The sequence below is a fragment of the Cellulosimicrobium composti genome (assembly GCF_009711085.1).
Lineage (GTDB): Bacteria > Actinomycetota > Actinomycetes > Actinomycetales > Cellulomonadaceae > Cellulosimicrobium > Cellulosimicrobium composti.
On sequence record NZ_WMKA01000006.1, the window covers coordinates 141,203 to 159,715 of the forward strand.

Consider the following 18,513-nt stretch of genomic DNA (forward strand, 5'->3'; position numbering starts at 1 on the left):
CACGGTCCGTGACGGCCGCCCGCGGTGTGACGTGCGTCGGGACGGGCACAAAGGGCCGAAGGTCCCGTCCGCCCGCCGCGCCGCCGGGGACGTCCGGCCCTCATCGCCCGGGCCCTCGCCGCTGCCGGGACCGCGCGCGGCGTGTGACGTTCGCCCGCGCGGGCCCGCGGATTCGGGGACTCGCCGCGGCCCCGGATACCGTGGGCACGTGCCCGAGCCCACCGCCCCCCGGTCCTTCTGGGCGGTCGCCCGCCAACCGCGCGTCGTCGGGCTGCTCGTGCTCTTCCTGCTGGCCGCGTTCGTCTGCGCGCGGCTCGGCGTCTGGCAGCTCGACCGCGCGCAGCAGCGCGCCGAGCTCGCGGCGCAGCAGGAGGCCGCGGAGGTCGAGGCGGCCGGGCCCGAGGGCGTCGGGGTGCTCCTGCCGCCGCAGTCCACGTTCCCCGGGGAGCTCGTCGGCCGGCAGGCGTGGGTCGAGGGCGAGTACGACGCCGACGGCCAGCTCCTCGTCGAGGGTCGTGCGCTCGACGGCCGCGTCGGCTACCTCGTCCTCACGCCGCTGCGCGTGACGGACGACGGCACGCAGGGCGCGTCGTGGGCCGAGCTCTCCGGAGCCCCCGTGCTGCCCGTGGTCCGCGGCTGGGTCGCGACCCCCGAGCAGGGCGCCGCGCTCGAGCCGCCGGCCGGCGTCGTGCGCGTGACCGGCTACCTCCAGGCGTCCGAGGCCGCGGGCCAGGGCGGCTCCGCGCCGGGGCTCACGGACTCCGTGTCGACGGGGGCGCTCGTCAACGAGTGGGGCGGGCCCATCTACTCGGGCTACCTCGTGCTCCGCTCGTCCGACCCCGAGCAGCCGCCCGCCGCCGACGGCGGTCCGGCGCAGCTCCCGCGCCCGACGATCGAGGGCGGGACCGGGCTCAACCTGCAGAACCTGTTCTACGCCCTGCAGTGGTGGGTGTTCGGCGGTTTCGCCGTGCTGCTGTGGGTGCGCCTCGTCCGTGACGAGGCCGCGGGCGTGCGCCGCCACGGCCGCCGCGAGAGCAGCGGCATCGCCGGTCTCCCCGGCGACTGACCCGGCCTGTCCGCGTCCGTCGCCGTGCCCCTCTGGCCGGTCTCGGGGCTGACGCACCCCTGCGGGACGGCCCCCTCCGGGCCGACGCACCCCTGCGGGACGGCCCGGCGACCGTCAGGATGGGCGCGTGAGCGTGTACCTGGCCTGGACCGAGCAGGAGCCCGACGCGCTCGACGGACCCTGGAGCGAGGCGCGCGCCGTCGCGCCCGGCCTGCTGCTCGTCGAGAGCACCGCGTCGCTGTCGACCGTCTACCACGCGCTGAAGTGGTCGCTGCCCGACGGCGCCGCGCTCCTCGTGACGCCGGTGGACCGGACGCCGAAGCTGCGCGGCCTCGCCCCCGGCACGACGACGTGGCTGCGCGACCGCACGCGCCCCGTGGGGAAGGCGTGACGCCCCGCGCGTGACGCCCGGCGCCCGTGAGGTCCGCGGCCGGTGGCGTCCGGGGGCCCGCGACGTGCGTGCGTCCGGCCCCCCTCGGCGTCGACCGCGTCAGCCGTCGAGTTCGAGGTCCTTGAACCACGACTCGGTGACGTGCTCGGTCTCCCAGCCGAGCGACCGGTACAGCTCGTCGGCCCGGGTCGGGGAGTCGGCGTCGACCTCGAGGGCCACGCGGTCGCGGCCGCTGCGCGCGGCGTCGGCGATCACCGTGGCGAGCAGCGACTTGGCCACGCCGCGACCGCGCGCGGCGCGGGTCACCCCGATGTACTCGACGTACGTCCCCGGCGCACCGCCCGCGGGCGCCGCGAGCGACGAGCACACGACCGTGCCGGCGGGCACGGGCCGGCCGTCGTCGTCCTCCACGTACGCGAGCCACCAGTGGTCCCAGCTGTGCCCGGGGTCCTCGCGCAGCCGCTGGACGAACTCCGTGAAGCTCTCGCGGTACGAGTTGAAGTGGTCCTGGAACGACGTCTCGAGCATCTCGTGCACCGTCTGGAGGTCGGTCGCGACGGGCAGCCCGTTCTCGTGCCGCTCGACGGGCCGCACGCTGACGCCCGGGCGCGCGGTCAGCCGGGCCTCGTCGGGGGTGACCGGGCGCACCATGTGCAGCCACGTGCGGCGCTCCGCGTAGCCGGCGCGCGCGAGCCAGCCGAGCTGGCGCGTGTCGCCCGCGAACGGGTTCTCGTCGAGCCGCGTGGCGGTGACGCCGCGCAGCCGCGCCATCGCGACCGCGGCGTCCTCGGCCCAGCGGTAGAACGTGTCGGCGATCGCGTCGACCTCGGGCACGTCGCGGTCGAAGTAGCCCCACACCGTCGCGCGCCCCGCGGCGCGGTCGTGCACGGTGATCCACGCGCACGGCACGTCGTCGTCGCCGACGGCGACGAGCTGGCGCCGCGTCCACGACGCGAGCCCGACGACCTCGGACTCGATGCCGGGGCGGGCGGCGTGGCTCTCCCCGGTGCCCTGGAGCTCGTCGAGGCGCCGCAGCGCGACGAGCGCGTCGACGTCGGCGTATCGGGGCACCCGGGCGCGCCAGGGGCTCGGCAGGGCGGGGACGGTGTGCGTGGTGTCGTGCGCGGCGTCAGGCATCGGCACCATGGTGCTCGATCAGACGCCCGCCGTCACGCGCGCGGCCGCCCGCCGCGTGCCCACGACGTGCAGCAGCGCGCCCACGACGACCCACGCCACGAGGGTCAGCGCCGCACGGAGGCCGCCCGCGCCGTCGAAGTACGCGGCCGAGCGCACGAGGGTCCCGGCAGCGCCGGGCGGCAGCACCTGTCCGAGTGCGCCCAGGCCCGGCGGCAGCCACGCGCCGGTGGTCGCGATGCCCGCGAGCGGGTTGCCGAGGAACATCATCGACATGGCGCCGAGCGTGAAGCCCTTCGCCCCGAACGCCTGCTGCAGACCGGCGAGGGGCACGGCCAGCGCCGCGACGCCCAGCGCCATCGCGCCCGCGACGGGCCAGAACACGCCCTCGACGCTGCCGAACCAGAGCTGCAGCACGGCCGCCACGACCGTCCCGCCGACGGCGGCGAACGTCACGAGCCCGGCGAGCTTCCAGCCGTCGCTGCGCGGGAAGACCTTGCGGAACGCGACGACGGGCACGATCCCGCCGAAGACCAGGGGGAACGCGAGCCCGCCGACGCCGATGCCGGTGGGGTCGTCCGCCGGCAGCGGCACGACGTCGCTGACGGTCACGGGCAGGCCCGTCGCCTGGCCGACCGCGTTCGCCGCCGCCGTGAGGGAGCCCGAGATCGCCGTGGACCCGGCGCTCGCGACGACCGCCTCGAGCCCGTCCGCGGTGACCACGAGCCCGCCGACGACGTCGCGCTCGCGGACGGCCTGCGCGAGGTCGTCCGCGGTGCCGAACGCCTCGACCGCGAACGCGCCGGGTGCCGCGGTGCCGAGGGCGGACTCGACCGGGGCGGTCGGCGCGGGGTCGCCCACGACGCCGATCGGGAGGTCGTGGGCGCCGCTCGCGAGCGACGGGAGGATGAACAGCGCGAGGAGCGCCACGAGGATCGCGCCGAGCCCGGCCGTCAGTCCCGCGAGCCGGACGACCGGGGGCGTCGCGCCGCGCGCGCCGGGGGCGCGGCCGCGGGGGCTCTCCTCCGGGGTGGTGCCGGGCGCGCCGGTCGCGCTGGTCGCGCTGGTCGCGCCGGCGGTCGAGGTGGTCGTGGTGGTCGCCGCGCTCATCAGGTCCTCAAAAGTGGAGAATATTCCTCCGCTTGTTTACCGGACGATCTTCCTCCGGTTAGGGTGGGAGTCAAACCGCCAGGTCAGGAGGAGCGGATGCGCGCGGACGCGCTACGGCGCCGGACGGCGGTCGTGCAGGCGGCGAGGTCCCTGATCGCCGCACGGGGCAGCGACGTGGCGCTCGACGCCGTCGCCGACGCGGCGGGGGTCGGGATCGGCACGCTCTACCGCAACTTCGACTCCCGGGCCGCGCTGCTCGACGCGGTGGCGCTCGCGATCCTCGACGAGGTGCACGCCGTGACCCAGGAGGCGGCGCAGGCGCTCGCGCACTCTCCGCAGGACGCCTGGGACGACTACGTCCGGCGGCTCGTCGGCCTGGAGCTCGGCGCGCTCACCGCGGCGCTCGCCGACCACGCGGGCGACGCGCTCGCGCGCGACGTGCGCGAGGCGCAGGACCGCGCGCTCGACGGCGTCGGGAGCCTGCTCGCCGCCGCGCAGGGGGAGGGGCTCGTGCGGGACGACCTCACGCCCCTGGAGCTCGTGACCGCGGTGGGCATGATCACGCGCCCGCAGCCCGAGGCGGTGCGGCGCGCGGCGCCCGACCTGCGCGAGCGCATGGTGTCGATCCTGCTCCAGGGGCTGCGACCGGAGCAGCGCGGCGCCCGGTGACCCGGGCGCCGCGCGGCGGCTACTCCTGCTGCCAGGAGTGCCAGAGGCGGGCGTAGTCGCCGCCCGCGGCGACGAGCTCGTCGTGGGGCCCGATCTCGCGGACGCGGCCCCCGTCGACGACGGCGACGCGGTCGGCGTCGTGCGCCGTGTGCAGGCGGTGCGCGATCGCGACGACGGTCCGTCCCGCGAGCACCGCGTCGAGCGAGCGCTCGAGGTGCCGGGCCGCGCGCGGGTCGAGCAGCGACGTCGCCTCGTCGAGCACGAGCGTGTGCGGGTCGAGCAGCACGAGCCGCGCGAGCGCGACCTGCTGCGCCTGGGCGGGCGTGAGCACGTGCCCGCCCGACCCCACCGACGTCCCGAGCCCGTCGGGCAGCGCCTGCGCCCAGCCGCGCGCGTCGACGGCGTCGAGCGCGTCGAGCAGCTCCGCCTCGGTCGCGTCGACCTTCGCGAGGCGCAGGTTGTCCGCGAGCGTGCCGACGAACACGTGGTGCTCCTGCGTGACGAGCGCGACCTCGCGGCGCAGGTCCTCCAGCGGGAGGTCGACGAGGCGCACGCCGCCCGAACGGACCGACCCCGCGGTCGGGGGGTGGATGCCGGCGAGCATCCGCCCGAGCGTCGACTTGCCCGCGCCCGACGGCCCGACGACGGCGAGCCGCTCGCCCGGCTCGAGGTCGAGCGAGACGCCGTGCAGCACCGGGTGGCCCTCGCGGTAGGCGTACTCGACGTCGCGCGCGACGAGCCGGTCGTCGTCGGGCACCTCGCCCGAGGGGGTGCGGTCGCCGGGCACCTGCGCGACGCCGACGATCCGCGCGTACGAGGCCGCGGCGACCTGGATCTCGTCGAGCCAGAAGATGAGGTTCCACACCGGCCCGGCGAGCTGGAACGCGTACGTCGTGATCGTCGCGACGGCGCCCAGCGTCGTCTGGCCCTGGGAGAGCAGCCACGCGCCCCACACGAGCGCGGCCACGGGCGCGATCGCGATCGCGAGGTCGATGCCCGGGAACAGCACGGTGCGCAGGCCGAGCGTGTACCGCTCCGCCTCGAACGCCTCCGTGAGGTCGGCGCGGACGCGGGCACGGCGGTGCTCGGCGAGCGAGAGCGCGTCGACCGTGCGCGCGCCCTCGACGCTCTCGGTGATCGTGCCGTTGAGCGTCGCGTACGCGGCGGCCTCGCGCTGGTACCCGGCCGACGCGCGCCGGAGGTACCAGCGCGAGACGACGACGAGCAGCGGCACGCCGACGAACAGCGCGAGCGCGACGAGGGGCGCCACGACGACCGCCGCCACGACGGTGAGCAGGAGCGTGACGACCGCGACGAGGAGCTGCGGCACGCCGAACCGCACCGCGTGCTGGATCCGGTCGACGTCGTTCGTGGTGCGCGCGACCAGGTCGCCCGTGCCCGCGCGCTCGACGGTGGACAGGGGGAGCGACGTGACGGTCTCGACGAGGTCCTCGCGCAGCTCGGCGAACACCGTCTCGCCGAACACCATGGACAGCCGCTGCGCGTACCGGCGCAGCACGGCCTGCGCGACGACCGCGCCCGCGCCGAAGGCGACGACGGTCGTCACGTACGCGGACGTGGTGCCGTCCGTGACGGCGTCGACGAGGCGGCCGAGCAGCCACGGCCCGACGAGGCCCGCGACGGCGGCGAGCGTGTGGAGCACCGCGATGAGCACGAACGTGCCCCGGTGGCGGGCGAAGAGCCGCCCGGCGGCGGCGCGGACGGCGGGGCCGTCGGCGACGGGGAGCCTCATGGGGTGCCTCCGGCGGGTGCGGTGCGGGCGAGCGCGGGCGTCTCGTCGAGCGAGCGGCCCACGACGCGCAGGTAGCGCGCCGCGGCGTCGTCCGGGGAGGTCCCGTCGGCGTGCGCGCGGTCGACGAGGTCGCGGTGGGTGCCGCGCGCGGTCACGCGCCCGCCCTCGAGCAGCAGCACCTCGTCGACGTGCTCGAGCACGAGCGGCGACGCGGTGACGACGAGCGTCGTGCGGCCGCGCCGGACCTCGGCCAGGCGCGCCGCGATCCGCGCCTCCGTGTGCGCGTCGACGGCGCTCGTCGGCTCGACGAGCACGAGGATCTCCGGGTCCGTGAGCAGGGCGCGCGCGAGCGCGACGCGCTGGCGCTGCCCGCCCGAGAGCGACCGGCCCTTCTCGGGCAGCTCGCCCGCGAGGCCGTCCGGCACGGAGTCGAGCACGTCGTGCGCGTCGGCCGTCGTCACCGCGGCGAGCACGTCCGCGTCCGACGCCGTGCCGCGCGGGTCGAGCTCGTCGCGCAGTGCGCCCGAGAAGAGCTGGGGAGTCGCCTCGGCGACGACGACCCGGCGGCGCAGCGCGTGCTTGTCGAGCTCGGCGAGGAGCGTGCCGCCGAGCCGCACGGGCGTCGCGGCCTCGGCGGCGTCGTCGAACCGGCCCAGGCGCGTCGCGACCGCCGCCGACGCGTCGGGGTCCGCCGAGACGAGCGCGACGACGCGACCGGGCTCGAGGACGAGCCCGCTCGTCTCGTCCACGAGAGGGCTGCCCGCGGGCGGCATGGGCGCGGTGGCCGGGGCCGCGCCCGCGGCGGGCTCGACCGCGAGCACCCGCACGACCTTGCGCGCCGCGACGTGCGCCCGCGTCGCGATGTTGAGCATCTGCGTCGCGACCTGGAGCGGCCAGCCGAGGAACGCGGCGTACCCGTAGAACGCGACGAGCTGGCCGGGCGTGATGTCCCCGCGCAGGGCCGCCGTCGCGCCGAGGTAGACCACGAGCACGACGAGCAGGCCGGGCAGGAGCACCTGGAGCGCGTCGAGCGTCGCCTGCGTGTGCGCGACCTTGACGCCTGCCTCCCGCACCGTCTGCGACTGCCGCGCGTAGCGGCCCACGAACACGCCCTCGCCGCCGATGCCGCGCAGGATCCGCAGGCCCGAGACGGTGTCGGCGCCGAGCGTCGTCAGGCGGCCCTGCGCCTCGCGCTGCGCGGCCTGGCGCTGCTGGAGCGGCTTGACGAGCAGCGCGAGCACGGCGGCCACGACCGGCAGGCCGAGCACGACGACGAGCCCGAGCGGGAGCGACGTCGAGAGCATGATGACGGCCACCACGACGTACGCGCCCAGCGCACCGAGGAACTGGCCCATCATCGAGAAGAGCTGACCGACGCGCATCGCGTCGCTCGCGACCGTCGACACGACCTCGCCCGTGGGGAGCTCCTCGGTGATCGCGGCGCCCGATCGTGCCGTGACGTCGCCCACGAGCTGCGACGTCGTGAGCGCGGAGCGCAGCCAGTTCGCGATGTCGAACCGGTGCTGCGTCACGCCGGTGACCACGATGCCGAGGCCGAGCGCGAGCAGGAGCCCCGCCCACCGCCACAGGTCCGGGCCGAACCCCGCCGTCAGGCCCTCGTCGAGCGCGCGGCCCAGCATGTAGGGCTGGAACGCCTGGCACGCGAAGTTCACGAGCCCCAGCAGCACGGCGACCGTGAGGATCCCCCGCTGCCGCCGGGCGATCCACAGGAGGTAGCGCGTGGGTCCGCGCAGGTCGGGGGTCCCCGGGTCGGGGAGGGGGAGGGGTCGCACGGTGTTCTACCCTAGGTTCGGCGTCCGACACGCGGCGACGCTTTAACGCCGCGCGCGCGTCCCGCCCCGCGCGGCGCAGACCGCCGCGGTCGTCTCGCCCGGAACGAGGAACCTCTCCCATGACCACGCAGGACCCGGCCACCCCCACCGACGCGCCCGCCGACGCGGCCGCCCCCCGTGCGGAGGCCGCGCGGACCGCGATCCGCAAGGCGCGCGGCGCGCTCTCGCGCTACCGGGTCCTCGCGATCGTCACCGGCGTCATGCTGCTGGTCCTGTGCGTCGAGCTGCTCGTCAAGTACGGCGTCGGCGCGGTCGTCGACGTCGACCCGGTGATGCGGTACGTCTCCTGGATCCCGTTCGCGCACGGCTGGATCTACGTCGTCTACCTCGTCACGGTCCTCGACCTGTGGACCAAGATGCGCTGGGGCTGGGGACGCCTCGCGACCATGGTGTTCGCCGGCGTCGTCCCGGTCATGTCGTTCGTCCTCGAGAAGAAGGTGCACGCCGAGGCCGAGGCGAAGCTCGCCGCGCTGGAGGAGCAGTACGCGTCATGACGGCCCTCGCGCCCCTCGTCGCTCCCGGCCCCGAGCTGACCGCCGCGGAGCTCGAGCGGTACGCCCGTCACCTGTCGCTGCCCGGCGTCGGGCCCGAGGGCCAGCGCCGTCTCGCCGCGGCCCGGGTGCTCGTCGTCGGCGCGGGCGGCCTCGGCAGCCCCGCCCTGCTGTACCTCGCCGCGGCGGGCGTCGGCACGATCGGCATCGTCGACGACGACGCCGTCGACACGTCCAACCTCCAGCGTCAGGTGATCCACGGCGGGTCGGACGTCGGGCGGCGCAAGGTCGACTCCGCGCGCGAGACCGTCGCGGACGTCAACCCGCACGTGCGCGTCGTCGAGCACGCGGTGCGCCTCGACGCGGACAACGCGCTCGACGTGCTGCGCGGCTACGACGTGGTGCTCGACGGCGCGGACAACTTCCCCACGCGCTACCTCGTCTCCGACGCGGCCGAGGTGCTCGGCCTGCCCGTGGTCTGGGGCTCGATCTACCGCTTCCAGGGCCAGGTGAGCGTCTTCTGGGGCGCGCCGCGCCTCGCGGTGCCCGACGACGTCCCGCACCCCGGCGACGCGCCCGCCGGGGCGACGGGGCCCGAGGAGGGGCAGGTGCGCGGCGTCACGTACCGCGACGTGTTCCCCGTCCCGCCCCCGCCCGGCGCCGCGCCCGACTGCGCGACCGGCGGCGTCTTCGGCGCGATGTGCGGGACGGTCGGCTCGGTCATGGCGACCGAGGCGATCAAGCTCGTCACGGGCGCGGGGACGACGCTCCTCGGGCGCCTCGCCGTGTACGACGCGCTCGACCTCTCGTGGCGCCAGCTCACCGTGCGCGCCGACCCGACGCGCGAGCCCGTCACCGCCCTCCTGCCGGGCGACGACGCCTACGCCGCGTTCTGCGGGCTGGCCCCGGCGGGCCCGGCGCCGGTCACGGGGGAGCGCGACGTCACCGCGCGCGACGCCGCGACGCTCCTCGCCGACGCGTCCCCGGCGCCGTACGTGCTCGACGTGCGCGAGGACTGGGAGGCGCGGGTGCGCCCGCTCCCCGGGTCGACCCTCGTCCCGAGCGGCGCGTTCCTCGCGGGCGACCCGTCGTCGGCGCTCGCCGACCTCCCGGCGGACCGGCCCGTGCTCGTGGTGTGCGCGGTCGGCGCCCGGTCCGCGCGCGTCGCCGACGTCGCCCGCGCCGCCGGGGTCGACGCGCGCTCCGTCGTCGGCGGCGTCCCCGCCCTCCTCGACGCCCTGGCCGCGAGCTCCCCGGTCGCCTAATACGCACCCACCCCGCCGAACATGTGGTTACGGAGCGTCCCGGGCGGGTGACGGGCGACGACGACATGCTCGGCACGTCGGACGGGACGGGCGGCGCCGTCAGAGCGCGAGGTCGAGACGGCCCTCGGGCGACGAGCTCGCGAGGGCGCCCTCGCGGCGCGGGATGCGGCCTGCGCGGGCGGCGAGACGGCCCGACTCGACGGCGAGGCGCATCGCGTGCGCCATCCGGACCGGGTCGGCGGCGCGTGTGACCGCGGTCGCGAGCAGCACGCCGTCGCACCCGAGCTCCATCGCCTGCGCCGCGTCCGACGCCGTCCCGATCCCCGCGTCGAGGATGACGGGCACGCGCGCGGCGGCCGCGATCGCCTCGATGTTGCGCGGGTTGAGGATGCCGAGCCCCGTGCCGATGGGCGCGCCGAGCGGCATGACGGCCGCGCAGCCGACGTCCTCGAGCCGGCGCGCGAGGATCGGGTCGTCGTTCGTGTAGGGCAGCACGACGAAGCCGTCGCGCACGAGCCGGTCCGCGGCCTCGACGAGGCCCACCGGGTCGGGCAGGAGCGTGACGTCGTCCGCGATCACCTCGAGCTTGACCCACTCGGTGCCGCACGCCTCGCGCGCGAGGTGCGCGGTGAGCACGGCCTCCCGCACCGAGAAGCACCCCGCGGTGTTGGGCAGCGCGCGGATGCCGAGGCGCGCGAGGAGCGCCCAGATGCCCGCGTCGGGGCTCGCGTCGCCGCCCGCACGGACGGCGACGCGGCGCATCGCGACCGTCGTCAGCGCGGTGCCCGACGCGACGAGCGCGTCCTCGAGCGTGAGCAGGTTCGCGGCCCCGCCCGTGCCCATGACGAGGCGGGACCCGACGGCGGTCCCGGCGACGACGAGCGGGTCGGCGCCCGCGGGGTCGGTCGCGGCGGGGCGGGACGCGGGGGAGAGGTCGGTGGTCACGGTGTCCTCCTCAGCCGCCCTGGACGGCGGTCACGATCTCGATGCGGTCACCGGGTGCGACGACGGTGCTCGCCCACGCGCCGCGCGGCACGACGGCGTCGCCCACGGCGACGGCGACGCCCTGCGGCGTGCCGTCCGCGACGTACGCGGGCACGAGCGCGGCGACGAGCCGTTCGAGGTCGACGTCGCCGTCGAGCGGGTAGGGCTCGCCGTTGACGAGCGCGGTCGGTGCGGGTGCGGTCACGGGGATCACCTCGGTGCGGTCGGGGCCGCGGTCGGCACGGCCCGGCGGTTGCCGGACGCGGGGTCGTCCCCCGGTCCGGGCACGGTCCCGGGAACGGTCCCGGGCCGGGTGAAGCGGTCGGTGCGCGTCGCGGCGAGGGCGGTCGCGACGTCGGGGGGCAGGCCGTCGCCCGTGAGGCCCGCGACGACGGCCTCGGCGGTGAGCGGCGCGAGCAGGACGCCGTTGCGGCCGTGGCCCGTCGCGACGTGCAGACCGGGGACGGAGGTCGGCCCGACGAGCGGCAGGTTGTCCGGGGTCGCGGGCCGGGCGCGCGGCGTCACGTCGACGAGCGCGGCCTCGTCGATCCCGGGCAGCAGGGCGCGCGCGTCGCGCAGGAGGGCGAAGACGCCGCCCGCGGTCGCGCGGCGGTCGTCGGGGTTCTCCTCGGTCGTCGCGCCCACGACGACCTCGCGGTGCCCGGCGCGCGGGCCGTCGGACACCGGGGCGCGGGGCACGACGTACACCGGCCGGCCCTGCACGACCCCGCGCACGACGTGCTCCAGCGCGAGGTCGGGCCCGGCGTCGAGGCGCAGGGTCTGGCCCTTCACGGGCCGTGTGGGCACGACGACGCCCGGCACGTCGGCGAGCAGCGCGCCCGACTCCCACCCCGCCGCGACGACCACCGCACCGGCCGCGTGGAGGTGGCCCGCGTCGTCGTGCACGCCGACCGCGCGCCCCGCGGCGTCGCGCGCCACCCGGGTCGCGGCGGCCCGCACGACGACGGCCCGCGCCGCGGTGCCCGACCCCGTGCCCGGGGCGTCGAGCGCGGCGAGCAGCGCGGCGTGCGTCGCGCGGGGGTCGACCGCGTGGTCCGCGGGCGCCCAGGCCGCGCCCGCGACACGGGGGCCGAGGTAGGGCTCGCGGCGGCGCGCGTCCGCGACGGTGAGCTCGTGCGAGGCGAGGCCGTGCGCGGCGTGCAGGGCGAGGACGCGGCGCAGGAGCGCGAGGTCGTCCGCGTCGTACGCGAGGGTGAGCGTCCCCGCTGGGCGCAGCCCGACGTCCCGCCCGGTCGCGGCGCGCAGGTCGGCCGCGAAGCCCGGCCACGCGGCGGCCGCGGCCAGGTGGAGCCGCAGCGCGTCGTCCTCGCCGAAGTCGGCCTCGGTCACCGGGGCGAGCATCCCCGCGGCGGCGTGCGTCGCGCCGTCGCCCGGCGCGGGGTCCAGCACCGTGACGGTCAGCCCCGCGCGCGCGGCGCACCACGCGACGGCGAGCCCGACGATCCCGCCCCCCACGACGACGACGTCGCGCAGGCCGTCGGGCGACGGCCCGGCGAAACCGGCCGTGCGGGGCCGCGGACGGACAGGGGTGTGCATGTGCGCTCCCTTCGCTGGCATGACCCAGATCAGGTTCGACGGTCGGCTCCGACGCCCTCTCAGCCCCGTGCGGGGCTCCCGTGCTGTCGGCCACAGTACCGCCTGCGCCCGGCGTGCCGGGGCTAGGCTCCGGCGGGTGAGCACCGAGACCTTCGCCACGCCCACGACGGCCGCCGCACCGGCCCCGGACGCCGCGCGCGCCCGGCTCGCGGACGCGCGCCTCTACCTGTGCACCGACGCGCGCGAGGAGCGCGGCGACCTCGAGGACTTCCTGCGGGCGGCGCTCGCGGGCGGCGTCGACGTGGTCCAGCTGCGCGACAAGGGCCTCGACGTCGCGCGCGAGCTCGAGCTGCAGGCGCTCGTCGCGCGCGTCGCGACGGAGCACGGCGCGCTGTGGGCCGTGAACGACCGGGCCGACGTGGCGCGTCTCACGGGCGCGCCCGTCGTGCACATGGGCCAGGGCGACCTGCCCGTCCCGGCGGTGCGCGCGCTGCTCGGCGCCGGGCCCGTGCTCGGCCGCTCCACGCACTCCGCCGCGCAGGCCGCCGCGGCCGAGGCCGACCCGGCGGTGGACTACTTCTGCGTGGGCCCGCTGTGGGCGACGCCGACGAAGCCGGGGCGGGCCGCCGTCGGGCTCGACCTGCTGCGCGACGTCGCGGCGACGCGGCCGACCACGCCCTGGTTCGCGATCGGCGGGATCGACGCGGACCGCCTCGACGCGGTCCTCGACGCGGGCGCCACCCGCGTCGTCGTGGTGCGCGCCATCACCGGCGCGCGCGACCCGGAGGCCGCGGCACGGGCGCTGCGCGAGCGCGTCGCCGAGCGGGCCGCGGCGCGCGACGGCGCCTGAGACGGCGGACGGTGCCGCGCCGCACGGCGACTATCCTGGAGCGGTGACGTCACCCGCCACCGCTCCCGACACCCCCACCACCGCCGAGGTGGCCTCGACCCCGCGGCCCGTGCTCGTCGTCGACTTCGGCGCCCAGTACGCGCAGCTCATCGCGCGCCGCGTGCGCGAGGCCAAGGTCTACTCCGAGATCGTGCCGCACACGTTCACGGTCGAGCAGATGCTCGCCAAGGACCCGGCCGCGATCATCCTCTCCGGCGGCCCCTCGTCCGTGTACGCGACCGGTGCGCCGTTCGTCGACCCGGCGCTCTTCGAGGCCGGCGTGCCCGTCATGGGCATCTGCTACGGCTTCCAGGCCATGGCGAAGGCGCTCGGCGGCGAGGTCGCCCAGACGGGGCTGCGCGAGTACGGCGGCACCGAGGTCGAGGTGTGCGCCGCGGGCGTGCTGCTCGACGGGACGCCGACGAACCAGACCACGTGGATGAGCCACGGCGACGCGGTGCACCGCGCGCCGGAAGGCTTCGAGGTCCTCGCGACGTCGTCGGGCTCGCCGGTCGCCGCGTTCGAGGACCGCGAGCGACGCCTCTACGGCGTGCAGTGGCACCCCGAGGTCAAGCACTCGGCGCACGGCCAGACCGTGCTGGAGCACTTCCTCTACGAGGGCGCGGGGCTCGCCCCCGACTGGACGCCGGGCAACGTCATCGCCGACCAGGTCGCGGCGATCCGCGCCCAGGTCGGCGACGCGCGCGTCATCTGCGCGCTGTCCGGCGGCGTCGACTCCGCCGTCGCGGCGGCGCTCGTGCAGCGCGCGGTGGGCGACCAGCTCACGTGCGTGCACGTGGACCACGGCCTCATGCGCGCGGGCGAGGTCGAGCAGATCGAGCGCGACTTCGTCGCGGCGACGGGCGTCAACCTCGTGATCCGCGACGAGAAGGAGCGGTTCCTCACGGCGCTCGCCGGGCACAGCGACCCGGAGACGAAGCGCAAGATCATCGGCCGCGAGTTCATCCGCGTGTTCGAGGACGCGGCGCGCCAGATCGTCGAGGACGCGGGCGAGCACGGCGCCGAGGTGAAGTTCCTCGTGCAGGGCACGCTCTACCCGGACGTCGTCGAGTCGGGCGGCGGCGAGGGCGCGGCGAACATCAAGAGCCACCACAACGTCGGCGGCCTGCCGGACGACCTGCAGTTCTCGCTGGTCGAGCCGCTGCGCACCCTGTTCAAGGACGAGGTCCGCGCCGTCGGCCGCGAGCTCGGCGTGCCCGAGGAGATCGTCGCGCGCCAGCCGTTCCCCGGCCCCGGGCTCGGCATCCGCATCGTCGGCGAGGTCACGGCGGACCGCCTGGAGACGCTGCGCGCGGCCGACGCGATCGCGCGCGAGGAGCTGACGAAGGCCGGTCTGGACGGCGAGATCTGGCAGTGCCCGGTCGTGCTGCTCGCCGACGTCCGCTCGGTCGGCGTCCAGGGCGACGGCCGCACCTACGGGCACCCGATCGTGCTGCGGCCCGTCTCGTCCGAGGACGCGATGACGGCCGACTGGACGCGCCTGCCGTACGACGTGCTGTCCGTCATCTCGACGCGCATCACCAACGAGGTGCCCGAGGTCAACCGCGTGGTGCTCGACGTGACGAGCAAGCCCCCGGGCACCATCGAGTGGGAGTGACCCCCTAGGGGTGGGTCGGACGGGCTGCGACGATCGTCGCAGCCCGTTCGTATGCGGCCTGCACGTCGGCGAGGACGCGCGGCCATCCGGCCGACGAGGGCACGTCCCGGTTGTGCGCGACGATCCGGTCGAGCAGGCCGTCCTCGGTGACGAGGCGCACGAGCGCGTCGGCGAGGCCCGCGTCGTCGTCCGCGAGGAGCGCGTCGACGCCGTCGGTGAGCCGCTCCGCGACGCCCGACTGCGAGCGCGTCACGACCGCGAGCCCGGCCGCCTGGCCTTCGAGCGCCGCGATGCCGAACGCCTCCTCGACGGCGGGCGCGGCGAACACGTCGGCGCGCGCGTACAGGCGCTTGAGCCCCGTCGCGTCGAGGCGGCCGGGGAGCGAGACGACCGACCCGAGCCCGTGCTCCGCGACGAAGCGCCGCGCGTCGGCCAGCTCGGGGCCGTCCCCGGCGAGCGTCACGTGGAGAGCGTCCTGCGGGAGGCGGGCGACGGCGTCGCGCACGACCCCGAGCAGCGGGAGCACGCGCTTGCGCGGCGCGAACCGTGTGGCGGCCACGACGTGGACGGCCGAGCCCTCCATGCGGTCGGCGCGCTCGGTGCGCGGTATGCGCCACGCGTCGAGGTCGAGGCCGTTGTGCAGCACCGTGACCTCGCCGTGGTCGCCGACGATGCGGCGCAGGGGAGCGGCGGTGAGCTCGCTCACCGCGGACCACAGCACGGGCCACCGCGACCACCGCACGACGCGGTCGAGGCTGGCGAACACCCTCTCGGCGCCGCCCCAGACGCTGTGCACGGTGAGGACGGCGGGCAGCCCCGCTCGCACGACGGTCCGCAGCGACGCCTGGGTCGACGGCGTGAGGACGCCCATGTGCAGGTGCACGACGTCGGGCCGGTCGGCGCCCAGGATCCGCGCCACGTGGTGCGGCGCGCGCGGGTGGACGGGGTAGCCGCCCGGGACGCGCGCGGCGAGGCGGTGCACGGTGACGTCGCCGTCACGCTCGGTCGAGACGCCGTGCGCCCCGGGGCGTGCGGGCGTCGTGCAGATCACCGACACGTCGTGCCCCGCCGCGGCCTGCTGCCGCGCGAGGCGGGCGACCTGGGTCTCGATCCCACCGAGCAGCGGCAGGTAGCAGTCGGTCAGGTGGGTGATGCGCACGGACGGCATCCTCCCATCCCCGCCCGGACCCGCCGCGACGCGTCCTCGGGCGGCGCAGCCCCGCGAGGTGCGGGTTCGCCGCGCGGTCGACCCCTCTCGTCGCTACCGTTGCTCCCGTATGGGTGGTTCGACCGTCCCGTGACCGACCGGCGCCGTGCAGGTCGCCTGACGAGGGCGGACGCAGGTGGGTCCTGACGAAGGGGAGAACGCGCCATGTCGAGCACCGTCACCGTCACTCCGGCCAGAGGGGCGCGGGGCATCGGCCTCGTGTCGATCATCGCCGGCATCATCCTTCTCCTCGCGGGCATCGGCACGTGGATCGTCGTGGCGAACCAGCTCTCCGCCGAGGAGATCACCGTCTCCGACGACGCGGCGTTCCTGGCGGGCCGGCACGTGAACGGGCCCCTCACGGCGTACGCGCAGGCCGAGGTCATCAACAAGCACGCGCTCGAGGCGACCGACGGCCAGACCTACGCCCAGCTCGACCAGGACGACCCGGCGCGGCAGACCGTCATGACGGCGTCGTTCCTGCGGGCGTCGCTCTTCACGTCGGTCGTCGCGTTCGGCGTCTGCCTGCTCGTCATCGGCCTCGGGATCCTGTTCGTCCTCGTGGGGATCGCACTGCGCCGGCTCGCGGGCGGGCCGAGCGTCGCCGTCGAGACCCCGGCCGCGTACACGTCCTCGGGCGACCTGTCCGACGCCGGGCGCCACGCGGCCCCGGCGCACGCCCAGCCGCCGCCGACCACGCCGCCCGTGCGCCCCGAGCCGACGACGCCCGAGCGCACCTCGGCGCTCTCGACGCCCGGGGCCGAGGCCCGCGCGGCCGCTGCCGGGGCCCCGGCCGCGACGACCGCCGCTCCGGTCGAGGCGACCGGGGCACCCGGGACGGGCACGCCGTCCGCGCCGGGCTCGTCGCCCGCCGCGTCGCCCGACACGCCGACCACCACCGACGGGCCGGGCGTCGTCCCGCCCGAGCGCCGGGGTGACGAGCCGCCCCGCTGATCGTTCCGGCCGTCCGTCCGGACGCCGAGGACCCGCTCCCACCGGGTCACGCACCGGGGGGAGTGCGCGGGGCGGCGTCGCTCGGACACGTCGAAGGGCCGTGGCGCCACGCCACGGCCCTTCGGTGTGTCCGGGGACGGTCGTCAGCCGCGCCGTCGGCGCGCGCCGGAGACGATCGAGCCGACGACGAGCGTGACGCCCGCGGCGGCGAGCACGACGATCGACGCGAGCCCCAGGTCGACGCGCGCGCCGAGCGCGCCCGCGAGGACGACGGCGCCGAACGCGACGACGACGAAGCCCCACACGATCGTCGCGACGCGCGGGCCGCGCCGGGGTGCGACGGGCGCCGACCCCGTCGGGCCGGGCTGCCCCGCGGAGGTCGTCGGCCCGGTCTGCCCGGCGGGCGCCGCGGGTCCGGGGTCCTGCGCCGGTGCGGCGGGCCCCGGATCGTGCGCGGGCCCCGCATCGTGCGCGGGGGCCGGGTCGGCCACGTCGAGGACGGTCGTGTCGTCGTCGCGACCGGCGGTCGGCAGCGGCTCCGTGGGCCGGGCGCCGGCCGCCGAGCCCGCGTCCCGCCGGCCCTCGAACAGCTCGTCGCCGAGCGGCCGCGTGTCGTCGCGGCGGGTGTCGTCGTTCATCAGTCCTCCTCGATCGTGACCTGGCCGGCGCCGACCTCGACGTGCAGCACGAGCAGCGGGTCGTCGCCCGCCTGGACCTCGTCGTTGTCGAACGTCACCGGCTGGGTGCTGACGCCGCCGATCTGCTGCCGGTCGCCGTCGACGTGCCAGCGCGCGTTGCCCGCGAGCACCTGGACCTCCGCCCGCACGGGCACGCCGTCCGGCACGACGACCGTCACGTCGCCCGCGCCGAGCTGGACGGGGACGTCGACGGGGGAGCCGGGCGTGGCGTCCGACAGGTCGAGCCCCGACAGGTCGATCGTCGGGTCGCCGAACGACACGCCGAACCCGCGCTCCGCGACCTCGGGATCGGACACGCGGTGCGTGCCGTCGGTCACCGTCCGCACCGAGTCGTCCAGGAAGAACGTCGCGGGCGCCGCGCGCCACGCCGAGGCGGGCACGGCGACGAGCAGGACGATCACGGCGAGCCAGCCGAGGCCTCCGCTCGTGCGTCCGCGCAGGCCGCTCACGACGATCGCGAGGCCGGCGAGGATCGTGGACAGCGCGGCCCACGTGAGGAACACGGGCCAGGGGAGGTCGCCCGAACGCTCGACGACGAGGAGGAACGCACCCAGCAGGAGGCTGATCCCGACGACGACGCCCGTCGTCGTGGCCCCCGGACCGCCGGGACGTGGCGGCTTCGGCGGCTTCGGCGGCTCGGGCGCACGCGGGGGCGCGACCGGCGGCGGGGCGGCACCGAGCGGCGCCCCGGTCCCCGGTGCGTACGGGGGGAGGGGAGCTGTCGTGCGCGGGGCGGCCGCGGCGTAGGGGCTCGCCTCGGCCGTCCACGGTGCTCGGTCCTGGACGCCGGGCGCGGGCGCACCCGGGCCGGTCGCGCCGTACGGGGCGCCGGCCGGACGCGCGGGGCCGGGCGAGCCCCACGGGGCGTCGGCGG

Annotated in this window: 17 protein-coding genes, 1 pseudogene and 1 riboswitch; of the genes and pseudogenes, 8 read left to right on the top strand and 10 right to left on the bottom strand. The window is 76.9% G+C overall.

Going from position 1 to position 18,513, the window contains the following annotated elements:
* Nucleotides 1-208 precede the first annotated feature (208 nt).
* Entirely contained in the window at nt 209-1,066 is an 858-nt protein-coding gene (locus tag GJV82_RS04615) for an SURF1 family protein (RefSeq protein ID WP_318657270.1), read from the top strand.
* 127 nt (nt 1,067-1,193) lie between these two features.
* On the top strand, nt 1,194-1,457 hold the full coding sequence (locus GJV82_RS04620) for a hypothetical protein (RefSeq protein ID WP_155098387.1): 264 nt from the start codon (nt 1,194-1,196) through the stop codon (nt 1,455-1,457).
* 99 nt (nt 1,458-1,556) lie between these two features.
* Here the strand turns inward: GJV82_RS04620 and GJV82_RS04625 are convergent, their stop codons facing one another.
* Complete coding sequence (locus GJV82_RS04625; RefSeq protein ID WP_225873080.1) at nt 1,557-2,594, bottom strand: GNAT family N-acetyltransferase; 1,038 nt, start codon at nt 2,592-2,594, stop codon at nt 1,557-1,559.
* An 18-nt stretch (nt 2,595-2,612) separates the two neighbouring features.
* A complete protein-coding gene (locus tag GJV82_RS04630) occupies nt 2,613-3,701 on the bottom strand; it encodes a hypothetical protein (RefSeq protein ID WP_225873081.1) in 1,089 nt (362 codons plus the stop codon).
* A gap of 96 nt (nt 3,702-3,797) precedes the next feature.
* Between GJV82_RS04630 and GJV82_RS04635 the strand changes: the two genes are divergently transcribed.
* Nucleotides 3,798-4,370 (top strand): SbtR family transcriptional regulator, encoded by a 573-nt coding sequence (locus GJV82_RS04635; protein WP_155098389.1) that lies wholly within the window; start codon nt 3,798-3,800, stop codon nt 4,368-4,370.
* A 19-nt stretch (nt 4,371-4,389) separates the two neighbouring features.
* Here GJV82_RS04635 and GJV82_RS04640 read toward each other — a convergent pair whose 3' ends face one another.
* On the bottom strand, nt 4,390-6,123 hold the full coding sequence (locus tag GJV82_RS04640; RefSeq protein ID WP_155098390.1) for an ABC transporter ATP-binding protein: 1,734 nt from the start codon (nt 6,121-6,123) through the stop codon (nt 4,390-4,392).
* On the bottom strand, nt 6,120-7,916 hold the full coding sequence (locus GJV82_RS04645; protein ID WP_318657271.1) for an ABC transporter ATP-binding protein: 1,797 nt from the start codon (nt 7,914-7,916) through the stop codon (nt 6,120-6,122). The genes GJV82_RS04640 and GJV82_RS04645 overlap by 4 nt, the downstream gene beginning before the upstream one ends.
* A gap of 119 nt (nt 7,917-8,035) precedes the next feature.
* Here GJV82_RS04645 and GJV82_RS04650 point away from each other — a divergent pair, with 119 nt between their 5' ends.
* Together GJV82_RS04650 and GJV82_RS04655 are read left to right on the top strand one after the other, a co-directional pair.
* The gene (locus tag GJV82_RS04650) at nt 8,036-8,470 is read left to right on the top strand and encodes a DUF3817 domain-containing protein (RefSeq protein ID WP_155098391.1); all 435 of its coding nucleotides are present in this window, start codon (nt 8,036-8,038) and stop codon (nt 8,468-8,470) included.
* Nucleotides 8,467-9,732 (top strand): ThiF family adenylyltransferase, encoded by a 1,266-nt coding sequence (locus GJV82_RS04655; RefSeq protein WP_155098392.1) that lies wholly within the window; start codon nt 8,467-8,469, stop codon nt 9,730-9,732. The genes GJV82_RS04650 and GJV82_RS04655 overlap by 4 nt, the downstream gene beginning before the upstream one ends.
* 99 nt (nt 9,733-9,831) lie before the next feature.
* Here the strand turns inward: GJV82_RS04655 and GJV82_RS04660 are convergent, their stop codons facing one another.
* Genes GJV82_RS04660 through thiO form a run of 3 tightly spaced genes read right to left on the bottom strand, consistent with a single transcriptional unit; the run spans nt 9,832 to nt 12,273 of the window.
* A complete protein-coding gene (locus GJV82_RS04660) occupies nt 9,832-10,677 on the bottom strand; it encodes a thiazole synthase (RefSeq protein WP_318657272.1) in 846 nt (281 codons plus the stop codon).
* Between the two features lie 10 nt (nt 10,678-10,687).
* Nucleotides 10,688-10,921, bottom strand: coding sequence for a sulfur carrier protein ThiS (gene thiS, locus GJV82_RS04665; RefSeq protein ID WP_155098393.1), 234 nt, complete (start codon nt 10,919-10,921; stop codon nt 10,688-10,690).
* Nucleotides 10,922-10,926: 5 nt separating this feature from the next.
* Nucleotides 10,927-12,273, bottom strand: coding sequence for a glycine oxidase ThiO (gene thiO, locus GJV82_RS04670; RefSeq protein WP_155098394.1), 1,347 nt, complete (start codon nt 12,271-12,273; stop codon nt 10,927-10,929).
* A 4-nt stretch (nt 12,274-12,277) separates the two neighbouring features.
* Nucleotides 12,278-12,357, bottom strand: a riboswitch (TPP riboswitch).
* A gap of 52 nt (nt 12,358-12,409) precedes the next feature.
* Here thiO and thiE point away from each other — a divergent pair.
* Both thiE and guaA read left to right on the top strand, forming a co-directional pair.
* Nucleotides 12,410-13,123 (top strand): thiamine phosphate synthase, encoded by a 714-nt coding sequence (gene thiE, locus GJV82_RS04675; protein WP_318657273.1) that lies wholly within the window; start codon nt 12,410-12,412, stop codon nt 13,121-13,123.
* A 43-nt stretch (nt 13,124-13,166) separates the two neighbouring features.
* Entirely contained in the window at nt 13,167-14,780 is a 1,614-nt protein-coding gene (gene guaA / locus GJV82_RS04680) for a glutamine-hydrolyzing GMP synthase (RefSeq protein ID WP_318657274.1), read from the top strand.
* A 4-nt stretch (nt 14,781-14,784) separates the two neighbouring features.
* Here the strand turns inward: guaA and GJV82_RS04685 are convergent, their stop codons facing one another.
* On the bottom strand, nt 14,785-15,939 hold the full coding sequence (locus GJV82_RS04685) for a glycosyltransferase family 4 protein (RefSeq protein ID WP_318657275.1): 1,155 nt from the start codon (nt 15,937-15,939) through the stop codon (nt 14,785-14,787).
* Between the two features lie 213 nt (nt 15,940-16,152).
* Here GJV82_RS04685 and GJV82_RS20650 point away from each other — a divergent pair, with 213 nt between their 5' ends.
* Nucleotides 16,153-16,941: a hypothetical protein gene (locus tag GJV82_RS20650; RefSeq protein ID WP_318657276.1), complete on the top strand. Its 789-nt coding sequence runs from the start codon at nt 16,153-16,155 to the stop codon at nt 16,939-16,941.
* Nucleotides 16,942-17,084: 143 nt separating this feature from the next.
* Here the strand turns inward: GJV82_RS20650 and GJV82_RS04695 are convergent, their stop codons facing one another.
* Together GJV82_RS04695 and GJV82_RS04700 are read right to left on the bottom strand one after the other, a co-directional pair.
* The gene (locus GJV82_RS04695; RefSeq protein WP_155098396.1) at nt 17,085-17,579 is read right to left on the bottom strand and encodes a hypothetical protein; all 495 of its coding nucleotides are present in this window, start codon (nt 17,577-17,579) and stop codon (nt 17,085-17,087) included.
* Nucleotides 17,579-18,513, bottom strand: a pseudogene (locus GJV82_RS04700) (LiaF domain-containing protein); the annotation flags it as partial. The pseudogene GJV82_RS04700 and the gene GJV82_RS04695, both read right to left, overlap by 1 nt.

Bases quoted from the DNA above. Each gene is read 5' to 3' on its own strand.
- GJV82_RS04625 (WP_225873080.1), bottom strand. From the start codon at position 2,594: ATGCCTGACGCCGCGCACGACACCACGCACACCGTCCCCGCCCTGCCG.
- GJV82_RS04630 (WP_225873081.1), bottom strand. From the start codon at position 3,701: ATGAGCGCGGCGACCACCACGACCACCTCGACCGCCGGCGCGACCAGC.
- GJV82_RS04635 (WP_155098389.1), top strand. From the start codon at position 3,798: ATGCGCGCGGACGCGCTACGGCGCCGGACGGCGGTCGTGCAGGCGGCG.
- GJV82_RS04640 (WP_155098390.1), bottom strand. From the start codon at position 6,123: ATGAGGCTCCCCGTCGCCGACGGCCCCGCCGTCCGCGCCGCCGCCGGG.
- GJV82_RS04650 (WP_155098391.1), top strand. From the start codon at position 8,036: ATGACCACGCAGGACCCGGCCACCCCCACCGACGCGCCCGCCGACGCG.
- GJV82_RS04655 (WP_155098392.1), top strand. From the start codon at position 8,467: ATGACGGCCCTCGCGCCCCTCGTCGCTCCCGGCCCCGAGCTGACCGCC.
- thiO (WP_155098394.1), bottom strand. From the start codon at position 12,273: ATGCACACCCCTGTCCGTCCGCGGCCCCGCACGGCCGGTTTCGCCGGG.
- GJV82_RS20650 (WP_318657276.1), top strand. From the start codon at position 16,153: ATGTCGAGCACCGTCACCGTCACTCCGGCCAGAGGGGCGCGGGGCATC.
- GJV82_RS04695 (WP_155098396.1), bottom strand. From the start codon at position 17,579: ATGAACGACGACACCCGCCGCGACGACACGCGGCCGCTCGGCGACGAG.